The organism is Polyangium jinanense (genome assembly GCF_028435265.1).
In the GTDB taxonomy this organism is placed as follows: domain Bacteria; phylum Myxococcota_A; class Polyangia; order Polyangiales; family Polyangiaceae; genus Polyangium; species Polyangium jinanense.
On record NZ_JAGTJK010000001.1, the window covers coordinates 467,320 to 493,958 of the forward strand.

Annotated in this window: 21 protein-coding genes; 12 read left to right on the forward strand and 9 right to left on the reverse strand. The window is 68.9% G+C overall.

Features of this window, described 5'->3' with window-relative positions:
- Positions 1-16: 16 nt before the first annotated feature.
- Complete coding sequence (thrS, locus tag KEG38_RS02005) at positions 17-1,846, reverse strand: threonine--tRNA ligase (protein ID WP_272417250.1); 1,830 nt, start codon at positions 1,844-1,846, stop codon at positions 17-19.
- A gap of 274 nt (positions 1,847-2,120) precedes the next feature.
- Between thrS and KEG38_RS02010 the strand changes: the two genes are divergently transcribed.
- On the forward strand, positions 2,121-2,870 hold the full coding sequence (locus KEG38_RS02010) for a YebC/PmpR family DNA-binding transcriptional regulator (RefSeq protein WP_272417251.1): 750 nt from the start codon (positions 2,121-2,123) through the stop codon (positions 2,868-2,870).
- A 224-nt stretch (positions 2,871-3,094) separates the two neighbouring features.
- A complete protein-coding gene (locus KEG38_RS02015; protein ID WP_272417252.1) occupies positions 3,095-3,937 on the forward strand; it encodes a hypothetical protein in 843 nt (280 codons plus the stop codon).
- 64 nt (positions 3,938-4,001) lie between these two features.
- Here KEG38_RS02015 and KEG38_RS55375 read toward each other — a convergent pair whose 3' ends face one another.
- Together KEG38_RS55375 and coaBC are read right to left on the reverse strand one after the other, a co-directional pair.
- On the reverse strand, positions 4,002-4,751 hold the full coding sequence (locus KEG38_RS55375) for a CPBP family intramembrane glutamic endopeptidase (protein ID WP_272417253.1): 750 nt from the start codon (positions 4,749-4,751) through the stop codon (positions 4,002-4,004).
- Positions 4,748-5,971, reverse strand: coding sequence for a bifunctional phosphopantothenoylcysteine decarboxylase/phosphopantothenate--cysteine ligase CoaBC (coaBC, locus tag KEG38_RS02025; protein WP_272417254.1), 1,224 nt, complete (start codon positions 5,969-5,971; stop codon positions 4,748-4,750). Before coaBC ends, KEG38_RS55375 begins: the two co-directional genes overlap by 4 nt.
- Before the next feature lie 65 nt (positions 5,972-6,036).
- Between coaBC and KEG38_RS55380 the strand changes: the two genes are divergently transcribed.
- From KEG38_RS55380 to KEG38_RS02045, 4 genes are all read left to right on the forward strand, one after another.
- Positions 6,037-7,905, forward strand: coding sequence for a MutS family DNA mismatch repair protein (locus KEG38_RS55380; RefSeq protein WP_272417255.1), 1,869 nt, complete (start codon positions 6,037-6,039; stop codon positions 7,903-7,905).
- Between the two features lie 102 nt (positions 7,906-8,007).
- Positions 8,008-9,810 (forward strand): NHL repeat-containing protein, encoded by a 1,803-nt coding sequence (locus KEG38_RS02035; RefSeq protein ID WP_272417256.1) that lies wholly within the window; start codon positions 8,008-8,010, stop codon positions 9,808-9,810.
- A gap of 64 nt (positions 9,811-9,874) precedes the next feature.
- Positions 9,875-11,968, forward strand: a complete 2,094-nt coding sequence (locus tag KEG38_RS02040; protein ID WP_272417257.1) for a DUF4139 domain-containing protein — start codon at positions 9,875-9,877, stop codon at positions 11,966-11,968.
- On the forward strand, positions 11,961-13,574 hold the full coding sequence (locus tag KEG38_RS02045; RefSeq protein WP_272417258.1) for a DUF4139 domain-containing protein: 1,614 nt from the start codon (positions 11,961-11,963) through the stop codon (positions 13,572-13,574). Before KEG38_RS02040 ends, KEG38_RS02045 begins: the two co-directional genes overlap by 8 nt.
- An 8-nt stretch (positions 13,575-13,582) precedes the next feature.
- On the opposite strand, the gene KEG38_RS02050 is transcribed toward KEG38_RS02045, so the two are convergent.
- Both KEG38_RS02050 and pfp read right to left on the reverse strand, forming a co-directional pair.
- Complete coding sequence (locus tag KEG38_RS02050; RefSeq protein ID WP_272417259.1) at positions 13,583-14,047, reverse strand: GNAT family N-acetyltransferase; 465 nt, start codon at positions 14,045-14,047, stop codon at positions 13,583-13,585.
- Between the two features lie 11 nt (positions 14,048-14,058).
- Entirely contained in the window at positions 14,059-15,378 is a 1,320-nt protein-coding gene (pfp, locus tag KEG38_RS02055; protein ID WP_272417260.1) for a diphosphate--fructose-6-phosphate 1-phosphotransferase, read from the reverse strand.
- A 47-nt stretch (positions 15,379-15,425) separates the two neighbouring features.
- On the opposite strand from pfp, the gene KEG38_RS02060 reads away from it, so the two are divergent.
- The 3 genes from KEG38_RS02060 (at position 15,426) to KEG38_RS02070 (ending at position 18,494) form a co-directional block, all read left to right on the forward strand.
- Complete coding sequence (locus KEG38_RS02060) at positions 15,426-16,376, forward strand: hypothetical protein (protein WP_272417261.1); 951 nt, start codon at positions 15,426-15,428, stop codon at positions 16,374-16,376.
- Positions 16,377-17,233: 857 nt separating this feature from the next.
- Positions 17,234-17,779: a hypothetical protein gene (locus tag KEG38_RS02065; protein ID WP_272417262.1), complete on the forward strand. Its 546-nt coding sequence runs from the start codon at positions 17,234-17,236 to the stop codon at positions 17,777-17,779.
- A gap of 184 nt (positions 17,780-17,963) precedes the next feature.
- Positions 17,964-18,494, forward strand: a complete 531-nt coding sequence (locus KEG38_RS02070; RefSeq protein ID WP_272417263.1) for a hypothetical protein — start codon at positions 17,964-17,966, stop codon at positions 18,492-18,494.
- A gap of 176 nt (positions 18,495-18,670) precedes the next feature.
- On the opposite strand, the gene KEG38_RS02075 is transcribed toward KEG38_RS02070, so the two are convergent.
- Entirely contained in the window at positions 18,671-19,549 is an 879-nt protein-coding gene (locus KEG38_RS02075) for a hypothetical protein (protein WP_272417264.1), read from the reverse strand.
- Positions 19,550-19,596: 47 nt separating this feature from the next.
- Between KEG38_RS02075 and KEG38_RS02080 the strand changes: the two genes are divergently transcribed.
- Positions 19,597-20,610 (forward strand): RNA polymerase sigma factor, encoded by a 1,014-nt coding sequence (locus tag KEG38_RS02080; RefSeq protein WP_272417265.1) that lies wholly within the window; start codon positions 19,597-19,599, stop codon positions 20,608-20,610.
- Positions 20,611-20,953: 343 nt separating this feature from the next.
- On the forward strand, positions 20,954-22,873 hold the full coding sequence (gene nadE / locus KEG38_RS02085; protein ID WP_272417266.1) for an NAD(+) synthase: 1,920 nt from the start codon (positions 20,954-20,956) through the stop codon (positions 22,871-22,873).
- 27 nt (positions 22,874-22,900) lie between these two features.
- Here the strand turns inward: nadE and KEG38_RS02090 are convergent, their stop codons facing one another.
- Together KEG38_RS02090 and KEG38_RS02095 are read right to left on the reverse strand one after the other, a co-directional pair.
- Positions 22,901-23,419: a peptidylprolyl isomerase gene (locus KEG38_RS02090; RefSeq protein ID WP_272417267.1), complete on the reverse strand. Its 519-nt coding sequence runs from the start codon at positions 23,417-23,419 to the stop codon at positions 22,901-22,903.
- Positions 23,416-24,570, reverse strand: a complete 1,155-nt coding sequence (locus tag KEG38_RS02095) for a metallophosphoesterase (protein WP_272417268.1) — start codon at positions 24,568-24,570, stop codon at positions 23,416-23,418. The genes KEG38_RS02090 and KEG38_RS02095 overlap by 4 nt, the downstream gene beginning before the upstream one ends.
- A 62-nt stretch (positions 24,571-24,632) precedes the next feature.
- Here KEG38_RS02095 and KEG38_RS02100 point away from each other — a divergent pair, with 62 nt between their 5' ends.
- Positions 24,633-25,901 carry a hypothetical protein gene (locus KEG38_RS02100; protein WP_272417269.1) on the forward strand — a complete coding sequence of 423 codons (1,269 nt, stop codon included), beginning with the start codon at positions 24,633-24,635 and terminating at the stop codon, positions 25,899-25,901.
- Between the two features lie 4 nt (positions 25,902-25,905).
- On the opposite strand, the gene KEG38_RS02105 is transcribed toward KEG38_RS02100, so the two are convergent.
- Positions 25,906-26,382, reverse strand: a complete 477-nt coding sequence (locus KEG38_RS02105; protein WP_272417270.1) for a hypothetical protein — start codon at positions 26,380-26,382, stop codon at positions 25,906-25,908.
- Between the last annotated feature and the right edge of the window lie 257 nt (positions 26,383-26,639).

A 26,639-nucleotide genomic window follows, 5' to 3' on the forward strand; every position in this document is an offset into this window, starting at 1 on the left:
CGAGTCCCCCCGAGGATTACCACGACTTCACGTGGCGCCGCTCCTTGATCTCCTGCGACAGCATCTCGACGAAGCCCGCGAGCGGCATCGCCTTCTGCTCCTTGATGCCGTACCTGCGCACGGTCACCGTCTGCTCCGTCTCTTCCTTGCCGCCGACGACGAGCAGGATCGGCACTTTGCGCGTCGCGCCTTCCTGGATCTTCTTGCCCATCGTGGCCGAGCTCGTGTCGAGCTCCACGCGCACGAGATCCTCGCGGAGCAGCGCCTCGATCTTCTTGCCGTACGCGAGGAACTTGTCGCTCACGGGGATGATCACGACCTGTACGGGCGCGAGCCACGTCGGGAACGCGCCGCCGAAGTGCTCGATGAGGAACGCGATGAAGCGCTCGTGCGTGCCCATCGGCGCGCGATGGATGCAGTACGGCGTCTTCTCCTTGCCGTCCTTGTCCGTGTACGCGAGCCCGAAGCGCGACGGGACCGCGAAATCGAGCTGATTCGTGGAGAGCGTGAACTCGCGGCCCGTCACCGTGACGAACTGGAAATCCACCTTCGGCCCGTAAAACGCAGCTTCGCCGGGCGAGAGCTTGTAGTTCGCCCCCATCTCCTCGAGCGCCTCGGTCACGAGCCGCTCCGAGAGCGCCCAGTTCTCCGGATCGTCGACGTACTTCGACCCGCGCTTCGGATCCGCCGGATCCCAGAGCGACAGGCGCATGAAGTAGTTCGTCAGTCCAAACAGCGAATAGTACCGCTCATGGAGCTGCATGACCGCCTGGAACTCCTCCTTGAGCTGCTCGGGCGTCACGTAGATGTGCGCGTCGTTCATCGTCATGCCGCGCACGCGCGTGAGGCCCTGGAGCGCGCCCGCGCGCTCGAAGCGGTAGACCGAGCCGTACTCGGTGTAGCGCAGCGGCAGATCGCGGTACGAGTGCTTCTCCGAGGCGAACACCATGTGGTGGTGCGGGCAGTTCATGGGCTTCAGGTAGTACGCCTCCTCGGGCCCACCCGCGCCGCGCCCTTCCTCTTCGAGCACCATCGGCGGGTACATGCCGTCCTCGTAGAGCGGGATGTGGCCCGAGGTCTCGTAGATGCCGCGCTTCGTGATGTGCGGCGTCGCGACCTTCTTGTAGCCCGCGCGGAACTCCATCTCGTGCGCGAGCTTCTCGAGCTCGTGCCGGATCGCCGCGCCGTTCGGCAGCCAGAGCGGCAGGCCCTTGCCGATCTCGTCGCGGATCGCGTAGATGCGCAGCTCCGCCCCGAGCTTGCGGTGATCGCGCTGCCTGGCCTGCTCCACGGCCGTGACGTACTCGTCGAGCTCCGCCTTCGTGTTGAACGCGTAGCCGTAGATCCGCGTCATCATCGCGTTGCGCTCGTCGCCACGCCAGTACGCGCCCGCGAGCGAGTGCAGCTTGAAGGCGTCCGCCGGAATGTCGCTCGTCTTCGACACGTGCGGCCCTTCGCACATGTCGACGAAGCCACCGTTGGTGTAGAAACTAATTTCGCGGTGGCCCTTCTTGTTCGCGAGCTCCCGCGCGTACTCGGCCTTGAAGGGCTCGCCCATCTGGCCTTCGATGCGCGTGAGGGCCGCGTCGAGGGGCAGGTCCTCGTGCGAGAACGTCTGCGCCGCCGCGATGATCTCGCGCATCTTCCCCTCGATCGCGGGCAGCTCCGCGTCGCTCAGCGGCTTCGGCAGGATGAAGTCGTAGTAGAAGCCGTCGTCGATCGCCGGACCGAACCCGAGCTTCGTCCCCGGGTAGAGCGTCTGGACCGCCTGCGCCATGACGTGAGCGAGCGAGTGGCGGATGCGAAACAGCTTCTCGTCCTGGGGTTTTTCTTCGATGACGGGCATGGCTCGGATCTCTCGGTTGGGCTCGGCCTGTCCACCGGCCGAGCCCTCTCGGTCGAGGTCCCGGCCAGCACAAAGCTCTTGGTTTGGGGCGCAGAACGTGAGCCACCGCGGCCCCGAAAGCAAGCGACGTCCGCCCGCGCTGGCCTGCTCCGGGTCGGAAAAACGCCCGGGGGAGCGCAAGCCGAGGTTGCCTCCGGGGGGCCACCTCGCTACCTTCCGCGCGCTTTACGGTGCGGTGCGCCCCGGGCGCACACTTTCGAGGAGCAGTGAAGGCATGAGCGGCCACTCCAAATGGGCCACGATCAAGCGCAAGAAGGGCGCGCTCGACGCGAAGCGCGGCAAGCTCTTCACGAAGCTGATCAAGGAGATCACCGTCGCGGCGCGCATGGGCGGGGGCAACGTCGACGGCAACCCGCGCCTGCGCAAGGCGGTCACGGACGCGCGCAGCCAGGCGATGCCCGCCGACACGATCAAGCGGGCGATCCAGCGCGGCACCGGCGAGATCGAGGGCGTGAACTACGAGGAGATCGTCTACGAGGGCACGGGCCCCGGTGGCACGCTCTTCATCGTCGACGTGATGACGGACAACAAGAACCGCACCGTCGCCGAGATCCGCAAGGTGTTCGAGAAGAGCAACGGCCAGATGAGTTCGGGAGGCTCGGCGGCGTGGGCCTTCGATCGCAAGGGCGTCATCACGCTCGCGAAGGACGCGGCGAACGAGGACCAGCTCATGGAGATCGCCGTGGGCGCGGGCGCCGACGACTACTCCGACCAGGGCGAGGAGTGGCAGGTGACGTGCGCCATCGAGGCCACGGACCCGGTCGTGAAGGCGCTCGAGGACGCGAAGATCGCGGTCAAGTCGAGCGGCCCTGCGTACGTCCCGAAGAACAAGAAGCAGGTCGAGGGGCGTGACGCGGAGCTCTGCCTGAACCTCTTCGACGCGCTCGACGATCACGACGACGTGCAGAACGTCTACGCCGACTTCGACGTCTCCGAAGAAGAGCTCGCTCGCATCGCGGGCTGAGTCGAGTCCCGAGGGGGGACGCCTCGCGTCCCCCTCTCGAGGCGAGAGCGCTCTCGCGCTCTCGCGTCCTTCGTTCGTCGCCTGTCCATCGAGCAACATTCGGACTCGAACGAGCTCTGCAACGAGCCTGGGGAAGGACCGTCTTACGGGGTCGCCCGCGTGATCGCGTGGGCTTCGATCCAACGGTTCCTGATACCCTCTGCCTTCGCATGGAAGGAGACCCCATGGCTAACTTCGGCAAGCTCGTACTTTCGGTCCTCGCATTCCCTGCCTTGCTCCTTGCCTCCTCGCAGGCGCTCGCCATCGACACCCCTCCCGAGTGCGGGAAATTCGATTTCAACAAGAACGGCCTCGGCTGCGAAATCCGCGTGGAGGGCGGCTGCGAAGCCGACTGCACGTCGCTCCGGTTCACCGCCGGCTGCGAGGGCGGATGCACCGCGTCGGCGTCGACGTCGTGCACCGATAATTGCGGCGTGAGCTGCATCGCGGAGTGCGATCCGTCGAAGCTCGATTGCATTCAGGGCTGTCACGACGAATGCGAGCAGCCGTTCATCGCGGATTGCCAGGCGAAGCACTCCGATCGTGATTGCGTGACCGACGCGAAGGCGAGCTGCACCAGCCGTTGCCGCAGCCAGTGCCAGGTCCAGCCGAGCAACTGCATCGAGCACTGCGACACGTGCTGCACGGGCGCGTGCACGGCGAACATCAACATGGATTGCGACCTCGCCTGTTACGCGAAGCTCGAAGGCGGCTGCAGGGTGCAGTGCCAGGAGCCCACGGGCGCGCTCTTCTGCAACGACCAGTACGTGTTCGCCACCGACGTGAAGTCGTGCATCAACGCCCTCATCGAGCAGGGCCTCCAGGTCGACGTCTCGGCCCAGGCGCAGGGCGAGTGCACGATCACGCTTGGCGGCGCGGATTGCTCGGGCTCGGGCGAGGCGAGCGGCCTCGGCTGCTCGGCGTCGCCGGGACAAACCGAGTCGCCGTTCGCCATGACGGGCATCGCGCTCGGCCTCGCGGCCATGGGCATCTCGGCCGCGCGGCGTCGCAATCGCAAGAACGGCTGATTCACGCGTTCGATCGAAACGTGGCGAGAGGCGCTCGCGGGCCATCCGCGGGCGCCTTCGTGTTTCAGGGGCTCCAGATCGGGAACTCGAACACGCCCCACGTGAAGAGCGCGTGCGCGAAGAGCGCCGGCGGCAAGCGATCCATCCGCATCGCGAGCCGGCCCCACACAAGCGAATAAGCGACGCCCGCCGCGACGAGCAGCGGGTTCGGGCCCACGCGCGCATCGCCGAGCAGGAACATCGTCGGCAGGTGCGCCACGCCAAACAGCGCCGCCTGCAAAAGCCACGCGCGCAGCCACCCGAACGACGCGAGCAAGGCGCGCTGCACGAGACCCCGCCAGACGAGCTCCTCGAGGGCCGCCACCACGAAGACCGCCCCGCCGAGCAGGTGCCGCCCCTCCGCGGCCGGATCACCAAGCGTCGCGTAGACGTGCATGATCCACGCGGCCCGCGGCGACGGCGGCGAGGTCACGAGCAGGTGCACGCCCGTCGCCACGCCGTAAAGCACCGCCGCCACGATCGCGCCGACGGTCAGATCCCCGCCGCGCGGCCGGAGCTGCTCGTCGAGCTCGCCCCGCGCGCGCAGGCGCCACACCGTGAACGCCGCGAGCGCCGTGTACATGATCACGAGCGAGCCGATCATCCACGGCGTGCCCGCGTGCTCGTCCGAGAAGGCAAACCCCACGGCGAGCGCGGTCGCCACGGTCACGCCGCCCGCGATGGAGAGCGCCTCCCGCTTCGACGTGGGCTCCTCGGCGACCTCCTCGCCTGCGTCGACCTCGTCCGGAACGTCGTCGTCCGAAGCCTCGCTCACCGGCACCTCTGCGCCACGCGATCGAGGATCCGATCGGCGAGATCCCGCTTCGACATCACCCCGAGCGCCTCCGCGTCGTTCGCCGTCACGATCGTCGCTCGGTTGTCCTCGCGGCCGAACGACTCCTGCGCGTGGTTCGCGACCACCATGTCCACGCGCTTCGCTTCCAGTTTGCCTCGCGCGTACGCCACGATCCCCGCGTCGTCGGCCGTCTCCACGGCGAACCCCACGAGCACGGGCCGCGTCCCCGTCCGCGCCGCGCCCACCTCCGCGAGCAGATCCGGGTTCGGGATGAGCTTGATCTCGAGCGTCTCCGCCGAACGTTTCCGCTTCGTCGCGCTTTGCTCGGCGGGCCGATAATCGGCCACCGCGGCCGACATGATCAGCGCGTCGGCGCGCCCGAGATCCGGGCCCATCGCCTCCCAGAGCGCCTCCTTCATCGCGAGCGCGCCCCGCACGTCGACCCGCGTCACGCCCCGCGGCGTCGCGAGCGCGACCGGCCCCGCGACGAGCGTCACCGACGCGCCTCGCGACGCCGCGCGCTCCGCGACCGCAAAACCCATCTTCCCCGTCGATCGGTTGCCGAGGAACCGCACCGGATCGAGATCCTCCACCGTCGGCCCCGCCGTCACCACGATCCGGATCCCCGCGAGATCCCGCGTCTCCACCGCCGCGAGCGCCGCGTGCGCGATCTCCGCGGGATCGGCCATCCGCCCCATGCCTCGTTCGCCCGAGGCCACCTCGCCCTCCACCGGACCGATGAGCGACACGCGCCCGTCTGCCGCGAGCGTCGCCACGTTCCGTTGTGTCGCCGGATGCCCCCACATGCGCGGATGCATCGCGGGCGCCGCGAGCACGGGCCCTCGCGCGCACAGCACGAGCGCCGTCAGCAGATCATCGGCGCGGCCCGCGGCGATCCGCGCGAGGAGGTCCGCCGTCGCCGGCACGATCAGCACGAGGTCCGCGGTGCGCCCGAGCTCGACGTGTTTTTCCCCGGGGTAGCCCGGATCGAACATCTCCTCGTGCACCGGCTCGCCCGTGATGCCGGCGAGCGTTTGAGCTCCCACGAACTCGCGCGCCGATCGGGTCAGCAGCGGGATCACGCGCGCTCCTGCTTTTTTCAGCAGCCGCGCGACCTCCACGGCCTTGTAGGCGGCGATGCTCCCGCTCACGGCGAGCACGATCGTGGGGGGGACGGACGAGGGAAGAGCGGCGAGCACGGGGCCGGAAAGGTTGCACGAAATGGGGCGAGCGTACATGCCCCCCGCCGCGGTAGGCTCCGGTCGTGTCCGACGCGCCCGAAACGACTTCGACATCCGCCGATCCACACGCCGCCCAGCAGGCGCGCAGGGACACGCTCGCGGCCGAAGCGGACGATCTCGCCCGCCGATCCGCGCGCCTCTCGGGTCTCCGCGGCCTTTTGTTTCTCGTGGCACTCGGATCCCTCGGCTACGGGTTTTTCCGTTCGCTCCCGACGATCGGCTGGGTCCTCGTCGCGCTCGGCTGGGCCGTCTTCATCGTCGTCGTCGCCGTGCACGGCGCGCTCGTCACGCGCGAGGCCGAGGTGCAGACGAGGCTCGGGATCGTGGACCGCTCGCTTGCTCGCCTCGCCGGCAAATTGCCCGAGGCGCTCCCGAACGGGCCTGCGGCCGAGCCGGGCCATCCGTATGCGATCGACCTCGACGTCTTCGGATCCGCCTCGATCTTCCGCCTCCTCGACGAGACCCGCACCGCGCCGGGCACCACGACGCTCGCGCGCTGGATCGGCGAGCGCGCCTCGCCCGCCGAGATCGCGGCGCGACAGGAAGCCGTGCGCGAGCTCGCGGGCCTGCCTGCGTTCCGTGAAGACCTCGCCACGCTCGGCGCCTCCGCGGGCACGCGTGGCCGCCCGACCGAGCCGCTCGTCGCGTGGGCCGAGGCCGAGCCCGTGCTGCGCGAGGGTTGGTCTCGTACGCTCGTGCGCGCGGCGTTCGTCCTCGTGCCCCTCACGGTCGGCTTCTTCGCGCTCTCGCAAGGCCTCGGGAGCGCGCTGCCGCCGCTCCTCCGCCGGGCGTACCTCGTGCCGTTCGTCCTGCAGGTCGTCGTCCTCTTCGTCCTCAGCGCGAAGATCCTGCCCGTGCTCGCGCAAGCCTCGTCGAAGGAGGCTCCGTTCGGCCGCTACCGCGACCTCTTCGCGCGCATCGAGGCCGAACCGCTGCGCGCGCCGCGCCTCGTCGAGCTCCGCTCTACCTTGCTCGGCGGTGACGGCGGCGCCTCGGCTTGCCGCGAGCTCGCCACGTTCGAGCGCGTCCTCGGCTTCGTCGAGCTCCGGCACTCGGGGCTCGCGCATCTGCTCCTGAACGTCTTCTTGCTCTGGGACGTCTTCTGCTTCGCCGCGCTCGAGCGCTTCCGCCTGCGCGCGGGGCGCCACGTGCGTGGCTGGTTCACCGCGCTCGGCGAGATCGAGGCGCTCGCGAGCCTCGGCGCGTTTGCGTACGAGCATCCGACGTTCACGTTCCCCGTCGTCGAGGAGGGCCCGCCGTGCTTCGTGGCCGAGCGGCTCGGGCATCCGCTCATCCCGGCGCGCGCGCGGCGCGACAACGACCTCGCGATCGGCGCCCCGGGCCGCGGGATGCTCGTCACCGGCTCCAACATGAGCGGCAAGAGCACGTGGCTCCGCTCGATGGGCCTCGCGGCCGTGCTCGCGCAGGCGGGGGCGCCCGTGTGCGCGCGATCCCTCCGCATGACGCCGCTCTCGGTGCGCACGAGCATGCGGATCAGCGACTCGCTCGAGCAGGGCGTCTCCCATTTTTATGCCGAGCTCGAGAAGCTCAAGTCCGTCGTCGACGCGGCGGATCACGGCGAGCCTGTTTTTTTCCTCCTCGACGAGGTCCTGCACGGAACGAACTCGCGCGAGCGTCACATCGGCGCGCGCGCCGTCGTCGTCCATCTCCTCGACAAGGGCGCGATCGGCGCCGTCACCTCGCACGACCTCGCGCTCGCGGACCTCGCGGAGCAGACGAACGGCCGGGTCGAGAACGTGCATTTCGAGGAGCACGTCGAGGAGGGGAAGATGACGTTCGATTACGTGCTCCGGTCCGGCGTCGTCTCGACCACGAACGCGCTCCGGCTCATGCGGCTCGTGGGGATCAACGTCGCGCTCCCTGACGCGTGACGACATTCGCCGCGGAGTTGATCCGAGGGGCCCGGATTCCGTAGAATACGCTTCCGCCTTTCCTCGCTCGGTCTCTGGGGCCGCGCCCCGAGGAGCCTCTCCATGCTCAGCCGAAGACGAACCTACCTGCGCCTCGCCGCCGTGGGGCTCGTCTCGCTCTTCGCCTCCGCGCTCCCCTCGGCCTGCGCGCTCGACGTGTACGGCACGTACGACCCCGACGCGCCGTGCACCGTCGGCGTGTCCGCGCCTTGTTACACGGGCGCGCTCGGCACGGCCGGCGTCGGGGCTTGCAAGCCGGGCACGCACGTTTGTCGTATCGATCGCACGTTCGGCGCGTGCCTCGGCGAGGTCGTCCCCCAAAAGGAGGACTGCTTCATGCCTGACGACGAGGATTGCGACGGCAAAGCTCGCGACGACGAGGAGTGCCTCTGCGCGCCCGGCGACACGTTGCCTTGCGAGACCGGGCAGCTCGGCGCGTGTGCGGAAGGCGCCCGCACGTGCACGCCCGACGGCTTCTCCTTCGGGCCCTGTCTTCCGTTCGTCTCGCCGGACCCCGAGGATTGTGCGACCGAGGCCGACGAGGATTGCGACGGCGCCACGCCCGGATGCACGGGAACCGTCGATTTTCTCGTCTCCCGCGGCGGCGCGAACGCGGACGTCGCATTCGCGGTCGCGACGAACGGAATCGTCCATGCGACGGCCGGCGTGATCGACGGCGACGTGACGTTCCGGACCGTGAACACCGGAACGTTTTACGTGGATCGGCGCGTCGCGAACCTCGACACGACGTGGAGCCTGGAAGTCCCTGCCATGGGCGGCCGTGCGGCGGCGCGTGGCGTCGCGGTCGCGGCCACGTCCGGGGACGTCATCGCGGCGGGTGAGTTCCAGGGCGCGATGGATTTCGGCAATGGCAAGACGATCACGAGCGCAGGCAATGGCGTCGATCCCTTCGTCGTCGCGGTGAGCGCGTCGGGCGACGTGCGCTGGGCGCGCGCGTTCGGGGACGAGCAAGTCCAGTTCGCGAATGCGGTCGCGGCCGGGCCGGACGGCTGGATCGCCGTCGCGGGCGAGGCCTCGGGCGTGGTCAACTTCGGCGGGAGCGCGCTCACGGCGAGTGGCGCCGACGCATTCGTGACCATCCTCGACTCCGAGGGCAAACACATCTGGAGCCGCGTCTACGGCGACGCCTCCCCGCAGGCGGCCTACGGCGTCGCGTTCACGGCCACGGGCGACGTCGTCGTGGCGGGCGAATTCGACGGGTCGCTCGATCTCGGCAGCGGCGTCCTTTCCTCCGCGGGCGGCGGCGACGCCTTCGTGGCGCGGCTCTCGGGCGTGGATACGAATGCAAGGTGGAGCGTCAAGCTCGGCGATGACGCGTTCCTGCAGCGCGCCTACGCGGTTGCGGTTGGCCCCTCGGACGAGATTGCGGTGACCGGGACCTTCGCCGGATCGATCACGATCTCCGGCACGACCCTCACCAGCGCGACGTCGGTGGACGCATTCCTCCTCGTCTTCGAGCCCGAAGGCGCGCTCCGTTTCGCGAAAAAGCTCGGCGACGCGACCGGCGGCGATCAGATCGGCGCGGGCGTCGCGTTCGACGCGGCCGGCAACGTCGTCGTGACCGGCAGCTTCGATGGATCCATCGATTTCGGCGCTGGCGCGATCCCCTCCGCGGGGACGGCCGACGTGTTCGTTGCGAAATACGCTTCGGCCGACGGCGCGCTCCTCTGGGCGAGGACGGCAGGTGACGCCGAGGCGCAGCGCGGCTTTGGCATCGCGGCCCTCCCGGATTCGAGGATGCTCCTCTCGGGCGGATTTGCTGGCACGATCGATTTCAACGCCCCGGCCGCGCCGCTCGTGAGCCAGGGCCTGCTCGACGTGTTCGTGGCGCGCCTCGAGCCCTGAGCTTTTTCGACGCGGCGGATTTGCGGGCAATCGCGCCGCGATTTCGCGTATCCTCTCTCCGCCCATGACCTCGCTCGCCCTCGGCAGCAGCATCCGCCGTGTCGTCGTGCACGCGCGCGGCGCTCTCGTCACCCGGGCCGTCACGCTCCCGGCCGCGCTTTCGAGCGAGCCGTGCGAGCTCGTCGTCCCCGGTATCACCCCGCTCTCCGAGCCGTCGAGCTTCCGCGCGCTTGCCAAGGGCGACCGCGAGGTCGTCTCCGTCGGCGCGCGGTTCGTCGTCCCCGAAGGGCCGGCCAAAGTCGGCTCGGCGCGCGAACGCCTGCGCGTCCTCGAAGCCGAGCGCGACGCGCTGACCGACGCGCGCACGCACCTCACGGGCCGCCGCAACCTGCTCGCCGGTTTGTCTTTCGATCTCGGCATGGATCGACGCCTCCGGCAGGGAAATCCCCGGGCGCGGATCGAGGACGCCCTCGCGACCTCGCGCCTCGCCCAGGAAGAGCTCGCCGTGATCGATACACGCCTCGCGGAGCTCGATGCCTCGATCGAGCGCGTCCAGCGCGGAATCGACGCTGCGCGTCTCGCCGAAGCGCAGGCGAGTACCGACGAGCGCACGGGTGCGTCCCGACCGACCCTCGCTTGCCACGTGCGCCTCGGCGCGGGGCAGGGCGTGATCGAGGCGCTCGAAATCGAGTATGTCGTGCTCGCGGCGCGCTGGTGGCCGACGTACAAGGCTTGGCTCACGAAGAACGCGACGCGCGTGCGGCTCGAGCTCGACGCGCTCGTCGCGCAGGACTCGGGCGAGGACTGGAAGGACGTCGAGCTTGCCCTCTCGACCGCCGACCTCGTCCACGACGCGCGTTTGCCCGAGCTTCAATCGCTCCGGTTTGGCCGGGCGCAGCCCCCGGCGAAGCGTGGCTATCGCCCGCCGCCGCCCGGGCTCGACGCGATGTTCGAATCCTACGACGCGGCCATGGCGAAGATGCCGCGCGCCGCGCGCACCGACATTCCTCCACCGCCGCCTGCCGCGCGGCCCGCGGCGCCCCCGCCGCCGCCCAAGCCGGCGGCCACCGTGGCACCACAATCGCTCGGCGCGCCGCCCCCGGCGCCGGGGTTCGGCCCGTCGATGGATATGCCGGCGCCCGCCGCCATGCCGATGCCCGCTCGCTCTGCGCCTGCGCCCGCCAAAAAGGCGGCGAGGAAGGAGGAGGAATCGGTCCTGTACTCGCTCAAGTCGCTCGTCGGCCCCAGCGGCGGCGGCGGTCCCGAAGGCCTCCTCGACGAACTGAATGCCGGCGCCTCCAACGAACCCGCGCCGCTGCCGCCTCTCGAACCCGACGATAGCTGGCTCGAATTCGACGCCCTCGTCCTCGCCCCCGCCGACGACAAACAGCGCCGTGGCCGCCTCGGCCGCGTCCCCGACGACGCCTCCCGCCGCGAAGCGAACTCCGCCCGCGAGCGCATCGACGTCCTCCCGAACCCCGCACGCACGCAGGATCCGCTCGTCTCGCGCGGCCGCTTCGACCACCGCTACGACGCCGAAGGCCGCGGCGACGTCCCCTCGAACGGCCGCCCGCACCGCGTGCACATCAAGGTCGGTGAGGGCCCCGCGAGCCCGCGTTTCCGCGCCGTCCCGCGCGAATCGACCGAGGTCTATCGCGAGGCCCGCATCGAAAATCCCCTCGGCGCGCCGCTCTGCGCCGGCCCCGTCGATGTTTTCCTCGAAGGCGCGCTCGTCACCACCGCGGAGATCGCGGCCGTCGATCGCGGCGGCTACGTGCAGGTTGGCCTCGGCGTCGAGGATCGCGTGCGCATCGCGCGAAACGCTCGCGTCGAGGAAAGCTCGGCCGGCTTGCTCGGCGGATCCACCGTCGTCGACCACCACGTCACCGTGGACCTCACCTCGTCGCTCGGCGTGCCGATCCAGATCGAGATCCTCGAACGGATCCCGGTCACCGACGACAAGGACGTCACCGTGAAGCTCACGTCCGCCGAGCCCGAGCCCGAGGTCTACGATCAAGCGGACATCGGCGCGCCCGTGCGTGGCGGCCGCCGCTTCCGCGTCGAGGTGCCCGCGAGCGGCAAGTCGAAGATCACCTACGCCTATCGCATCAAGCTGCCTGCCAAGAGCGAGATCGTCGGAGGAAACCGCCGTGAGTGAGCCCGTGGTGGAGCAGGTTCGTTCGGAAAAGCCCTCGCAGGATCGCGCGCATGCGAGCCGAGCCGCGCGGGTCACGCTCTTCGAGGACCGCGCCGAGGTCGTGCGTCGCGCCTCCTTCCGCGCCGAAAAAGGCGCGCGCTGGGAGGCCATCGCCGGCGTCTCGCTCCTCGTCGACGACGGCACGGTGCAAGCCAAGGTCACGAAAGGCGAGGCGCGCGTGCTCGCGGCCCGCGTGCTCCGGCGCGCGCACGAGGAGCGCGTGCTCGGGCGCGAGGAGATCGAGGCGCTCGAACGCGAGGCGCGCGCCGCGCGGGATCGCGTGGCCGCCGCCGACCGGGCGATCGAGCGCTTGCAGCGCGGTTTGCAGCACCATTACGAGCTCGCCACGCAATGGGTGAAGAGCGCCTCGCTCGGCCCGCGCAAGGCATCGGATCCGGACGTCGCGGGCTCGTATCGCGATGGATGGCGCGCGATCGACGCAGCCGCGAAGACTTCGCTCGACGAGGTCGCCCGCGTCCGCGAAGCGCGCGCGCAAGCCGATCTCGATCGTCGCCGCGCCGAAGCGCGCCTCGCCGAGGGACGCGCGGAAAAACCTCGGTACGACGCGGTGATCGAGGTCGAAATCGACGCGCCCGAGGCGAGCGACGTCGAGGTCGAGATCACCTACCGCCTCCCCTGCGCGCTCTGGCGTCCCGAGCACCTCGCGCGCCTCATCTCGGACGGTCCCGAGGCCACCGCGGGCACGGTCGAGATCGTCACGTACGCGACCGCGTGGCAACGCACGGGCGAATCGTGGGACGACGTCGATCTGCGTTTCTCCACGGCGAGGCCCACACGCGCCGCCTCGCCGCCGCTGCTCGCGGACGACGTGCTCGGCACCCGCAAGAAGACCGAGGAGGAACGTCGCAACATCGTCGTCGCCGCGCGCGAGCAATCGATCCAGCTCGCGGGCCTCGAGCGCGGCGACCGCGCGGCCTCCGAGATGCCCGGCGTCGACGACGGCGGCGAGCCGATCACCTACGCCGGCAAAGAGCGCGCCTCGCTGCCCTCGAACGGACGCCCGTGCCGCGTGGAGATCGGCCGCGTGACCGTGAAGGCCGAGCTCGCCCGCGTCGTCGTCGCCGTGCGTTCCCCCGCGGCGCACCTCCGCGCCACGGCCACGCTCGAAGGCGCGGGGCCGCTGCTCGCGGGCCCGGTGCGCCTCGCGCGTGGGGCGAGCCTCGTCGGTCGCGCGCGCCTCGATTTCGTGGGCAAGGGCGAGCCCTTCGAGCTCGGCTTCGGCCCCGACGACGCGATTCGCGTGCGCAGGAGCGAAGACGAAAAGCGCGACACGCAAGCGATCACCGGCGCGCAACGCCTCGAACGCAAGGTCACGCTCTACCTCTCGAACCTCTCGAACAAGGCGCGCAAGGTCGTCGTCACCGAGCGGATTCCGGTCAGCGAGATCGAGGACGTCGAGATCCACCTCGCCGAGGCAGGGGGTTTTTCCCTCGACAAGGACGGCTTTTTGCGCGCCACGGTCGAGGTCGGCGCGCACGCGACGCGCACGCTCGTGTACACGTTCGAGGTGCGCGCCGGCGCGCGCGTCATGCTGCCCGCGTTCTGACGTCGCGCTCAGCCGAGCACGAAATCGATCTCGAAGAAGTCGTAATGCGCGGCGCGCATCCCCATCGCCGCGTACGTCGCCTGCGCGTGGTGGTTCTCCTTGTCCACGTAGAGCCGCACGCCGCAGACGTTCTTGTCGGCCCGCGCCTTCGCGAGCACGTGATCGTAGAGCGCGCGGTAGACGCCCGTGCGCCGCGCGCCTTCGGCGACGTAGACCGACTGGATCCACCAGAACGTCCCGTTCCGCCAGTCGCTCCACTCGAACGTCACGAGCAGCTGCCCCACGGCCTGGCCCTCGCGCTCGGCCACCAGGTAAAACCCCTTTGCCGGGTCCTCGATCACCGCGCGCGTGCCCCGGAGCGTCGTCTCCGGATCGAGGGTTTTTCCTTCGGTCTCGAGCGCCATCGCGCGGTGGTTTTGCGCGAGCGTCTCCACGTCCCCCGCGTGCGCGAGGCGAATCGAAACGGGCTCCATCGGCTCTTGTCTCACTTGCCTGGCGGTGCGATCGACGGCTTCGGCCGTTCATCGGGGTAGAACGTGCGGGGGATCGGCTCGTGCTCCACGAGGTAGCCGAACTCCTTCTGAAAATCCTCGATCGAGATGTCGAGCACGTTCGCGAACCGCGCGAGCTGGCTCGAATCGTCGAAGTCATCCTTGCGCAGCCGCAGCATGTACCTTCGCGCGATCATGTACCGGTCGCTCGCGATGTCCACCATCCGCACCCGCATGCGGCCCGTCTTCGGATCCATGATCGTGTCGAACGGCACGGCCTGGAACGAGCCCTGCACCATTGCCACGAGCGCGCCCGTGCCGCCCTCCGCGAGGTACTTCGCCGCGCAATACCCGAGGTCCCGCGCGTATTCCATGTCGTACGGGATCGGATCGGCGCAGCGCAGCTCGTAGCCGATGTTCTTCGGGATGATCGTCGCTTTGACCCCGAACTGTTTCAGCCGCTTCTGCACCTCGGCCTTGAGGATGTCGGCGAACGCGATCTCCGCGATCCGCACGTGCCCGTGCGCGTCGCGCTCCACGCCCGCGAGCCCTTCGAGGTCGTGCTCCTCCATGCGCTCGACGAGCCCCTCGGCGATCATGGCCACGCCGTCGGCGCGCCCCGTCGCGAGGCGTTTTACGATGGCGGCCGCGAGCAGGTCGACCACGGTCCGGAGCGGCACGTGCCCCTCCGGAAACTCCTCGGGCAGCAGCGTGAGCGTCGCGCCCGCGGCTTTGCCGATGCCGAGCGCGAGGTGCCCGGCCTTGCGGCCCATCGCGACCACGAAGTACCAGCGGTGCGTGGTCTTCGCGTCGACCATCAGGTTCTCGACGAGCTCGACGCCGATGTGCCGCGCCGTCTGGAAGCCGAACGTATCGGCCTGTCCCGGCAGATCGAGGTCGTTGTCGATCGTCTTCGGCACGTGCACCACGCGCAGGCGCCCCTTCGACTGGAGCGCGACCTGCGACGCCGAGAACGCCGTGTCGTCGCCGCCGATCGTGATGAGCTTGTCCACCTCGAGCCGGAGCAGCGAGAGCACCGTCTCTTCGAGCAGGTCCTTTGACTTCGTGGGGTTCGCGCGCGAGATCCCGAGGTATGAGCCGCCGCGGAAATGGATGCGGCTCACGTCGTCGATGGACAGCGGCCGGGCGTGCTCGAGGTCGCCCTTCATGATCCACTGGAATCCGTCCTGGATCCCGACCACGTCGTAGCCGGAGAGGACCGCGCGGATCGTGGCCGCGCCGATGACGGCGTTGATGCCCGGCGCGGGCCCGCCGCCGACGAGGATTCCCACCTTTTTCGGACCGTGGCTCATGACTTCGGCCCCTAGCATCCCCTTCGGGCTGGCGCTAACCTGGTTTGGTGACGAGGCGCTTTCGCTCGCTTGTTCTGCTGCTCGCGCTCGCCGCGTCGCCCTTCACGTCATTTGGGCTCCTCGGCTGCGCGTCGCAAGAGCAGGCCCCCGAAGCAGCCACGCCCCCGCCGCCTCGGCCGAAGAACGCCGCCGAGATCGCGCGGTCGATCGTGAACGCGCGCGTCGGCATGATGGTCTGGCCCGAGCGGCTGAAAGGCCATCCGCTCGAGTTCCGCCTGCGCGCGATGAACCCGCTCCGGAGCATGCTCGAAGGCACGGGCATCGACGTGACCGGCGACGTCGTCGCGGCCTACATCGCTTCGACCGGCGTCACGCGTGACGACCTCGCGGTCGCGATCGTGCAGCACAAGCTCGACGAGCAGCGCGCGCGCCAGGGCCTCCACACGATGATCGCCCGCAGCGAGCCGCGCGGCGAGTGGATCACGACGGCGAGCGTGCCCTCGGCGCGCGTCACGGTGCGTGGACAAACCCGCGTCGTCGCCCTCGTCGAGGATGGTTTTCTCGCGGTCTTGCCGGAGTCGCTCGCCCCGCAGGCGGCGCGTTTCGAGGGCACGGGCGGTTTCCCGGATCCCGAGGGACCCGAGGCCGTCGTCGCGACCGCCGACGATCCTTCGCGCAGCCTCGCGAGCTCGCAGGCGCCGCGCGTGCCGTCCACGATTCGTCATGCCGTCGCGCGCTTGCGCCTCGCCGCCGACGGCGGTGTCGACGTATCGAGCACGGGCGAGAGCACCGACCCGGTGCAGGCGAGCGCGGATGCGGCGGCGCTGACGGCCTCGATCGACCGAGCGACCTCGCTGAACCTCGGCATTGTAAAAGTTCGCCTCTTCGCGCCCGTCGTGTTCCGCGCCGAGGGCGCGCAGGTGAAGAGCGACCTGCACCTCACGCAGTCCGAGATTGATCGGCTCCTCACGCTCGCCGATACGTTGATGCCACGGTAGTCACGGCGCGCCGGGAATGGGCGCCTCGATGCGCCGCTGCGGAGCCGGGCTTCTTGTCGAGCTGGGTCGAGGTCCGGGGACACGGCCGTCCCTCACGGGAAGGGGCTCGAACGCGCCGGAGACGGCTTGCGGGGGCGCTCGAGGGGGCTGAAGCGGCGTTGCAACGCGTTGCGGGGGCGGTTCGGGCGCCCGAAGTGGGGTTGCAACGTCGACGGGTGGGACGGGGGCGCGGGAAACGGCGGGGCGAGCGGTTGCGTCGCCGCTCGCGGCGCCTGAGGTGCGTGGTGCAAGCCTTTGCCCCGCCGCGGAGGACGCTCGAACCTGCCTGCCAACGCGAGACGGAGCGGTTCATGCGAAAGAAGCGAGGGGGCGACACGTCGACGTTCGGGTTTCGGCCCGCGAAGGGGCTTGCGGAACTCTCCCGGTGCTGAATCGCGGGTGGAGGCGGGGGCCGCACTTCGTTGCGAATGCGGTTGAAACCTTCGGAATGGCATGTCGAGGCGTTGCGAGACGACTTCGGGCATGTTGGCGCGTGAAACAGCGGGAAAACGCTGGGACAACGGTTGATGGGGGCGTCGGCGCCTCCGTAGCCTGCCCACCTGCGTCGCGGGTTACGCACGGGGACGGGGAGGGGGCGCATGAGAAGCTGGCGACTGGCGGGGTGATCTCGGTCGCTACGTGCATGGCTGTGTCCATGGTGCCGATGGGATGCGGGGCGAGCGACGAGTACGCCGTCGCGCCCAGGCAGGGCAGCGGGCTCGCGCTCCCTCCGATGAGGTCCAGGCGCTTCAAGCGTGCGTCAAAGACGGGGGCCAGCGGCTTCGGCACAATGCGTACGAGTCGAGTTCGCGGTCGAGTTGACGGGCGACCGCGTCACGGCGGTGAAGCCCAAGGGCCCGCGGCTCGACGACGCCGGCGTCCAACACTGCATGACGGAAGCGCTGCGGAGGATGGCGGACGCGGGGTTCTCGCCGGACAGCGACGCGACCCTGTTGACGTCGCGCGGCTACCTCTTTACCGAGGTCATTGCGCCGATTCAAAGCGAGCATCTCGAACTCGCGCCGCCGGATTTCAAGCCGATGCAGGTCGTCGAGCGACCGCGGCTGAAGCTCACGAAGGAGGACCGTGACGAACTGAGCGCGTCGCTGAACCGACTCTACGAGCGGATCGAGGCGATGGCAGGCTTCATGCGCGAGAACTGCGACGCGGTGGAAGCTGCGACGTATCGTGGCAGGATCCATGAAGTGCTCGTTCACGTCTCCGAGGCAATGGCGTGTGTACTGGCTGCACACGTCGAAGGCGAGCCCGTCTACGACGACACGGAGGTGCACCGCCGCCTGGTGGAAGCCGCGAACCGCGAGCGAGCGGAGTACCCGACCTGGAAAGCGATCGACGGCAAGTGACCTCCGGCCGCCCGTTCGTCCCGGAACCAAAAGTTTGTCCAGGGGCTTGACAGTCCGGTTTGTCTCCGGTAAGGATTGTCCTCGGAGGCCAACGTTGGGCGTGCGCTCTTGACCCGAGTAGCACCAAGACGTTCGCGTTGGCCTCCCCCTTTTTCTGCGCGGGTTGCGGTATCTTCTCCCTGTCATGCCGCGCGCCGCAGCCCTCGCCCCGCTCCTCTGCCTATCCCTCCTCCTACTCGCGCCTGTGAGCGCGGGCGAGGAGCCGAACCGCGTAGCGTTCCGGTTCGAATACACCCCGCCCCGCACGATCCGCGGCTGCATGGGCCGCGAAGACTTCATCATGTGGCTCGCGTCGGGGTTCGGTTATCCGGTTGTCCGGGATGATGCGCGTGCCCTCGTCCGTGTCGAGCTCACGCGCAAAGGTCGCGAGATAGAGGCGCACGTCTCTGCCTCGGACGAGCAGGGGGTCGAGCGGTGGCAGGCTGTCATCCCGACGCCACTCGATTGCCGCGAGCTCGTGCAGGATGCGGCCTACGCCATCGCGTTGAATCTCGGGCGGTGGGAGCTTCGGAAGCAGCCCGTCCCCGCGTGGCTCTTGCTGCGACCGCTGATCGAGGTGGGCTCGCCGGCCCCGTCCCCCCGCTACGAACCTTCTTCGCCTACGACGATGACGGCCCGCTTCGCCAGCGTACGCTGGATCCGTTTTACCAGGTGACGACGTCCCCGGCCCCTCCGACAAACCCAGGTGAGAGTCAAGGGCCAACGTGGGAGCTCGGCGCAGCGGGGCTGTTCGCGCCGTATGGTTTGCCCCGCTTCTCGCTCGGCGGTGAGGTCCGCGTCCTCGCTTCCCTCGCGCAGGAGAACATCGGTTTGTGACGTTTGCATAGCTCCTCATTCGTTCGATGAATCGGTGGCAGCGGACAGCCGCGCTCTGGCCCTAGCTGCTGCAATATCCCCCCAGGTGTCCTCATCTACTTCGAGCTCTGGATATTCTTCCAGCACGGGGTTCACGAGATGATCGAGTATCGCCGTCATGCTCCTTGCGACTGCCAATCGTAGGTCCTTGCTGTTGGCCTCCGACAATAGGGGAGCAATCTCGACCACCACCGAATTGAGAGCATCCATTGCCTCGATGCTGGCATCGCGCACGACTCGTGCAGCTTCCACCGTGCCTAATTTCATAGCCCTACTCCTAAAATGAACACCCTTCTGCCTCCATGCACTCTCGCATGCATCGCCTAAACCGACCACCACCTGGGGCCGGCAAACCTGGCGACCCCGAGCAGTAGCGATACACCTCTCCTTTACCTCGCGGCACCGCTCATCATCGTCATCTTTCTTTGGCCTCGCCGCCGCATCCGCGGCAACCTTCACAGTGACAGCCACGACGATTGTCGTCGCGAAAGCTTCGATGATGATCTCGGTGAGCGCAATCGTAACAATGGTGAGGGTGACGATCTCCCCGATCTGCCCCCGTTCCGGCCTCGTCTCCCCATTCGCCGGCGTGGACGACTCGGACTGGCGCAGCTTGCGCTGCTCGAGAAGGTCCTCCGGGAGGCTCATGCGTCGCAGCGCGATCCGCATGCAAATCCCAACCTCGGGCTGGGGCTCGCCCTTCGTCTCCACATCCATCACGTGGCCATCGTTGTCGACCTGCACCGTGGCATCGAGCGTGTAGAAGCCAGCGTTGATCTCGCCGCTGAACCCCTGCACACACTCCTTGAGGCGCCACGCCGTGGCGTCGGGGACGCGCGGCCGGTCACTCGGCACCGGCGTTTGGATAGGAGCAGGAACACCGGGCTCCGGTCAAGGCAGGTGTGGATTGCAAAACCAGCACCTCGTCGAGCTCTCTATCGAGCGCAGCCTGCTCTCACGGGGTTGCCACCCGACCGCGTGAGCAGCCAGATCGCCGCCGTCGACGCCCTCTACCTCGGCGAAATACGCAAGCGCGGCCTCGTCGCGCCCTCCGTCAAAAGAGAGGACGAGCGCGAGGAGGGCAGGCTCGCCGGCGGCCTCGTCCTCGCCTCGCGCACGCCGACAGCTACGACCCCGAGCGGGGGAAGCTCTCGACCTGGCTCTATCGAATCGCGAAAAACGAGTCCTTTCGACACAAGAAGGGCGTCGTCGAGGAATCCAGCACGTATTGGGGCGACCCCGACGAAGCCCTGCAGGTGGCGTCGGCAGCGCCCTCGCCCGCAGCGATCCTCGCCCGAAAGGAGATGCTTCGATTCGTCGACCAGCGCCTGCGAAGCATGGACGAGCGCTTGCGCGACGTGCTCTACGCGCATGTCTTCGACGGGCTCTCGGAAGTGGAGATCGCCGAAGCTCTCGGCATCCCCGAAGGCACCGCGCGCTCACGCCTCTTTCGGGCCTGCACCCAGGCGCGAGAGCTCCTCCGCGGGTACGAGGGCGAGCTGCGCCCCTTCATGGCGGCGATCCTGGCGGGCTCCGAGGCGCGTCCCGCGGGGTGGGAACGCCGCGCAGCGGAGGTGCTCGTCTGTACCGCCGGCCTTGCCGGCGTCGCTTATGGCCTCATGCAGCCGCCCGAGGTCCTTCGGACCGCCCAGTATTCCTCGCGCGCCGTGCAGGTGAACGTGAACGCCGAAGCCGTCGCGCCGGAGCTGTCGCCTGCGCCCGCGTCCGCGTCGCCCTGCTCGTGTGTGGATGCGTTGGACACGAGCCGACCCCGCGCGCTGGTCGCTGAAATCGAGCGCGCGGCTGCGCACGGAGACCAAGAGGCCGCGCGCGCCGCCCTCGTGCGCTACCTCCGGATGTACCCGCGCGACCCCCTGCATGCGCGCGCGCTTTTTGGGCACCTGCTCCAGCCGTAGGACACGCTCGAACAAAAGTGATCGAATCCGGGAGGGTTCGCGGGCCGGCCGGAACTATCAGGGAATGAGGCGACGATACGCGCCGCCCTCCCGCCCGAGCCGAACGCTCTGCTCCTGGCCTCGTGAAACGAAAAGACGCCGTATTCGGACTCGGGCGGGACTTTTCCGACGAATGACCCGCAGAAGAGGGCGATGGAGGCGGCGCACGTCTGGGCAAGCACCTCGCGCCTCCATCGTCCTCTCCTGCCGGCCACACGCCCCGGTCCGGCCCCCTGCTGCTCCCTCCGAACGCCCTCACACGCAGGCTGACGCTCGCGCCGTCCCACTGCTACGCTCGGCCCCCATGAGGCTCGTGAAGATCGGGGTTGCCAGCGTGAACGCGACGGTCGGCGCCGTCCGCTCGAACGTGGATCGGTGCATCCGCCTCGCGACGGCGATGGCCGAGGACGACGTCACGCTCGCGGTGTTCCCGGAGCAGGTCGTCGGCGGGTACGCGGCGGAGGACCTCGTGCAGTGGCAGGCGTTCGTGGAAAGCCAGCGGCGCGAGCTCGAGCGCTTCGCCGCGGAGACCGCGCGGCTCCGCACGGTGTTCGCCCTCGGCCTGACCGTCGGCGTCGAGGGCGACCTCTTCAACGTCGGCGCGCTCGTGCACGGCGGCAAGATCCTCGCGTTCGTGCCCAAGGAAAAACTGCCGACGTACAACGTCTTCTACGAGTCGCGCGTCTTCTCCCGCGGCATGCCGCACATGGACCGCGAGGCGCGCGGCGTGTTCTGCGGCGATCGAATCTTCCAGTTCGATTTCGGCATCGTCGCGATCGAGGTCTGCGAGGACATCTGGTCGCCCGATGGCCCCATGCGCAGGCGTGCTTACTCGGACGCCGAGATCGTCTGCAACCTCTCGGCCTCGCCGTTTCGCGCGGGCATCGGGGGCACGCGGCGCGAGATGATCGCCACGCGGGCCGCGGACAACCAGTGCACGATCGCGTATGCGAATCTCGTCGGCGGCAACGACGGGCTCGTCTTCGACGGCGGCGGGTTCGTCAATCAGAACGGCCGGCCGATGCTGGAGGCGACGCGGTTCCGCGAGGGATATGCGGCCACGGTCGTCGACCTCGATCGCACGGTCCGGAGCCGGCGCGAGGCGAGCACCTGGCGGAGCGACCTCGAAACCTTCCGGCGTGAGCAGGAGCCTGTGCCCGCGCAGGTGGTGCACGAGAAGACGGCCGATCGAGCGAAGCTGCGATATCCCGCGCCGCCGCCCGGGACCTCGTTCTTCTTGCCCTCGGCGAGCCTGCCGGCGAAGACGCCGCGCGACGAGCTGCTTGACGATTTTCACGACGCGCTCGCGCTCGGCGTCGCCGATTACTACCGCAAGATCGGCGCGTTCCGCCGCATCGGCCTCGCGCTTTCGGGCGGGCGCGATTCGCTGCTCACCTTGCTCATCGCGCATCGCGCCGCCGAATTGCTCCACCCCGAGCTCGAAGGCGCGGCGCGGCGCGAGGCGGCGGGAAAGATGATCAGTGCGTTCTACATGCCGTCGCGGTATTCGAGCGACGCCACGCAAAACGCGGCCGCGCGGATCTGCGCCGACCTCGGCGTCTCCTTCATGGTCGTGCCGATCGAGGATGCGTTCGTGCGTGAGCTCGAAGCGACGCGCACCTTGCTCGGACCGGGCGGGCCCGAGCCGACCGAGCTCACGAAGCAAAACGTGCAGGCGCGCATTCGTGGCCAGCGCATGTGGAACTGGTCGAACACGAGCGGCGCGCTCTTCCTGCAGACGGGGAACATGAGCGAGAAGGCGCTCGGGTACACGACCGTCGGCGGCGATCTGGAGGGCGCGTTCAGCGTGATCGCGAACCTGCCGAAGACCGTGGTCATCGCGATGCTCGAGCGGCTGGAGAAGCGGTTTGGTTATCCGGGCATTCGCGCGACGCTGGAGACCACGGCGGGCCCTGAGCTCGCGGCGAACCAGTCGGGCGAGGCCGAGCTCATGCCGTTCGAGGTGCTCGACGCTTGCCTTTACCTTTACGGCGCGGAGAAACTCGCGCCGAACGAGGTGGCGCTCGCTTTGACGAGCGTGTTCCCGGATCGGGATCCGGCGATCCTCACGGCGTGGGCGGAGAAGTTCGCGCGCCTGTTCACGCAGTCGATCTTCAAGTGGGTGCAATCGCCGCTGGCGATTCACCTCGGCTCGCTCGACCTCGACCGCGAGCGCGCGCTGCAATTGCCCGTCGTGCAGCGGACGGAGTGGAAGGGCGAGTAGAGGAGATCGAGCCGCGCTGTTCGGGTTTCACTGATTGCGTTTGATCACGTGAAACCCGAACGGCGTCTCCACCACGCCGCTCGTCTCGTCCACCTTCAGCGCGAATGCCGCGTCGCTGAAGGGTTTTACCATTCCATCCGCCTTGAACTTCCCGAGGCTCCCGAGCCTCTCCACGGTCGCCGCGTCGTCCGAATACTCCTTCACGAGCGCCGTGAAATCCTCGCCCGCCTTGGCCTTGCCGGCGACCTCTTCGGCCCTCTTTTTCGCGTCCGCCTTCGACCGCGTCACCGTCTTCGGCGCGTTCTTCGCGCCCTTGTAGGCGACGAGCACGTGCTGCGCCGTGATCCACTCCGGGGGTTTTTCCGGCGCGGCCGCTGTTTTCTCGGGCGTGGGCGCGGCCGTCGGCGCAGGCGTGGGCGAGGGTGCAGCCGCGGGCGCCGCGGACGTGGCGGGCGCGGGCGCCGGCGGCGGCGGATCCTGGCAGGCGAGGAGCAACGCGGGAACGAGCAGGAGCAGAGAGCGCGGGGAGAGCATGGGGATCCTCATTTCGTCATCGTCTTCGAGAAGACCACGGCGCCGTTTCTGTCGATGAACTCGAACGAGAGCTTGGGTCCGTCGAACTCCATGTAAGCGAACCCTTCGAAGCCATCCGAGAAGTAGAGCTGTTTCTCGTCCGTCGGGACGAAATCGAACGTATCGCGCGTCTTCGCGCCCGCGCCGCTCACAACGAAATACGTGCCGGGGCAATCGTCGTCACGGCCCCTATCGATGAACTCCAGGTTGTGGTCGTGTCCGGTCATGAACATGTCCGCGCCGCAATAGATTGCCTTCTGGAACGTGAACAGCCCCGCGATGCCGAGCAGGTTGTTGTCCCAGAAATGCTCGCCCGACGTGAACCGCGGGTGGTGGCCGACGACGATCTTCCACGTCGCCTTCGCGTTCTTCACCCTGGCGCTCATGTCGTCCTTCTGCGTGCCGTTCAAAAAGTCGACCGTGTCGAGCGCGAAGAGATGCACGTGGCCGATCTTCACGTCGTACCACGCCGCCGGCATGTGCCATTTCTCGCTCCGCCGCATCCCGGGGCCACTCCCGAGCGGCAAGGACGCGTAGTCGATCTGCGCTTGCTTGTTCCCGCTCGACGTGGGCCCGTGATCATGGTTGCCGAGCACCGCGTAAAACGGCACGCCGTCGAGGTGCGGCCGGTCGTACGGCTCCTCGAATTTCGCGACCCATTGCGGGTCGTCCACGTTCGCCACGCCGTTGTCGTAGAAGTTGTCGCCGTTCACGAGCACGGCGTCGCAGCCCCCCACCTTCTCGCATTTCTCGCTCATTCGATCGGCCACGGCGTGCTGGGCCTCGTTGCCCTCGCCCGTGTCGCCGATCGCGAGCAGACGGACCACCTTCGCCGCCGGCCCTCCGCCCGAGCCACCATGGCCCGTGCTCGACGTCGAGGATCCGCCCGTCCCGCCTGCACCGCCCGTGGCCCCCGCGCCGCCGCTCCCGGCGCCGCCGTTCCCCGCGCCGCCGGCGCCCGACGCGCCCGCGCCGGTCGTCGCGGTGCCGCCCGTGGTCGTGGACGTGTTCACCGCGTCCCCCGAACTGCAGCTCGCGATGCCGAGCGGCACGAAGCAGCACACGACGAGGGACGAGGCGAAGAGGCGCCACGTCCGCGAAAGAGAGCGTCCGGAGTCGGCCATGGAGGCAATGTACACAATTCGTTCGCGGATGTCGTTATGATAGGCTCTGCCCCTCCGCCCCCATGAGCGCAGAGCCCCTCGTCGTCGCGAGCTCGTCCATCGAACACCGCCGTCCCCGGCTCGGCGGGTGGCTCATGCGCGCGGGATTCGGCGCCTTCGTCGGGCTCCCCGGGCTCATCGTGACGATCCTGGCGATCGCGGGGGCGAAGATGGCCGACACGTCGGTGGCCCTCTCGGCGGTGCTCATCTTCCTCGGCATCCTCGGGTTATTCGTCGCGCCCGTCGTGTCGCTCGCCGGCGCCGTCCTCACGTCGTTATCGCTTCCGCTGCGAAGCTCAGGCGTGCTCCGGGCCGATGGCCAGGGCCTCGTGGTCGCGCAACGAGGAAAGGAACACCATTTCGCGCGTTCGGCGATCGAGGGCGGGCTCGTCCTCCCGGGCACGCGCCTCGATGGAAAACGCCCGCGGGTCGAGCTTTACCTTCGCAACGGCTCGGCGCTCACGGCCGAGGTCCCCGACGGCATTGCGGCGCATCGGCTCCTCGACCGGCTCGGCATCGACGCGTCGCGACGGCGCGTGGCTGTCCTCTGCGGCTCGGCGTACCGGCCCCTCGTCACGGGTTGCGTGAGCCTCCCGATCGTCTGTGTCCTCTTTTTCATTCCCCTCGGTTATCTCGTCACCGAATATCCCGGCGCGCATTGGCCCACGGGCGCCTTCGCCTGGGCCGTCATGCTCACGATGTCCTTCATCGTGCGGCTCACGCGGCCGCACGAGATCATCGTGGGCAGCGACGGGCTACGCATCCGCGGCGGCTTCGTCGATCAATGGATCCCGCATTCACAGATCCACACGATCGAGGAGAAGCAACGCGAGCTGTTCCTCGAAGTGGGCGAGGCAGGCAAGCCCACCCGGCGGGTCGAGGTCGCGACGGGCGACCCGAGCTTCATCATGGCGGTGGCCGGCCGGCTGCGCCTTGCGATTGCGCTCGGGTCGAACGGTGCGGGCGGCCCGCCCGTGGGGGCGGAGCTCGACCCTGCGGGCAAGTCGTTCACGGAATGGAAGGACAAACTCCAGGCCCTCCTGCTCAATGCGGGATACCGGAAATCCGCCGTGACGCACGAGGAGCTCTTCTCCGTGGTCGACGATCCGGACCTGCCGCCGGGGCAGCGGCTCGGGGCGGCCATGGCGCTCCGGATCGCAGAGCATCCCGACGCGCGTGTGCGCATTCGCGTGGCCGCGGATGCATGCGCGGACGAGGCGATGAAGCGCGCGCTCGAAGAAGCGGCCGAGGGCGAGCTCGGCGAGCGCACGCTCAGGCGTGTCCTCGATTGAAAGGTCAGTTCACGTCGCGGTCGTGGAGCAGCAGGAGCGTCTCCGGGTCGCGCCGGTAGACGAGCTCGCCGTCGTCCGTGACGTCGAGCTTCGCGAGGTCGTCCCGCACGAGCCCGTCGAGCGCGCGCTCGGCGTCACCCGCGTTCGGCATGCAAAGCCTCGCGGCGACCTCGCGGGCCGTCGCGCCGCCGCGCAGAGCGTCGAGCAGCGCCGCGCGGCTCACCGCGTCCGCGCGCCGCGCGGCCTCGGCCTCCTCGATCGCGCCGAGCCCGCGCCACACGAAGCTGACGCCCACCACGAGCGGCAAGAGGCCATACAGGACAAACCCGAGCGCGATCGTCAGGATCGAGGGGGAACGCAGGGCGGAGAGCCACCCGACCGCCCCGAACGCGCTCGACAGCGCGCCCACCGTGACGAGGGTATTCCCGACCAGGCTCTTGCGTCCGCTCCCGCGGCTGGACGTGCTCTGTGTACCCATCATCGTTTCGCCGGTCGCCCTGGGGCAACGGGCACGCCATTCGAGGCGAGCGGGCAGAGGATGGGGAACCGTCGCGCTCGGAACCTGGAAAGAGCTGATATCGAGGCTTCGATTCCGGGATTGCGCCGCGTCGCGGGTGAACCTGGAAAGACCGGGGGCGGCTGCTTTCTGGAACGAGCGGCCGCGGCCTTCGCGCGGGGGCGCCTTCGGCGCGCGGTCGCTCGCCGGGGCGGGGACGAGGTTCACCATGATCGGGGGGA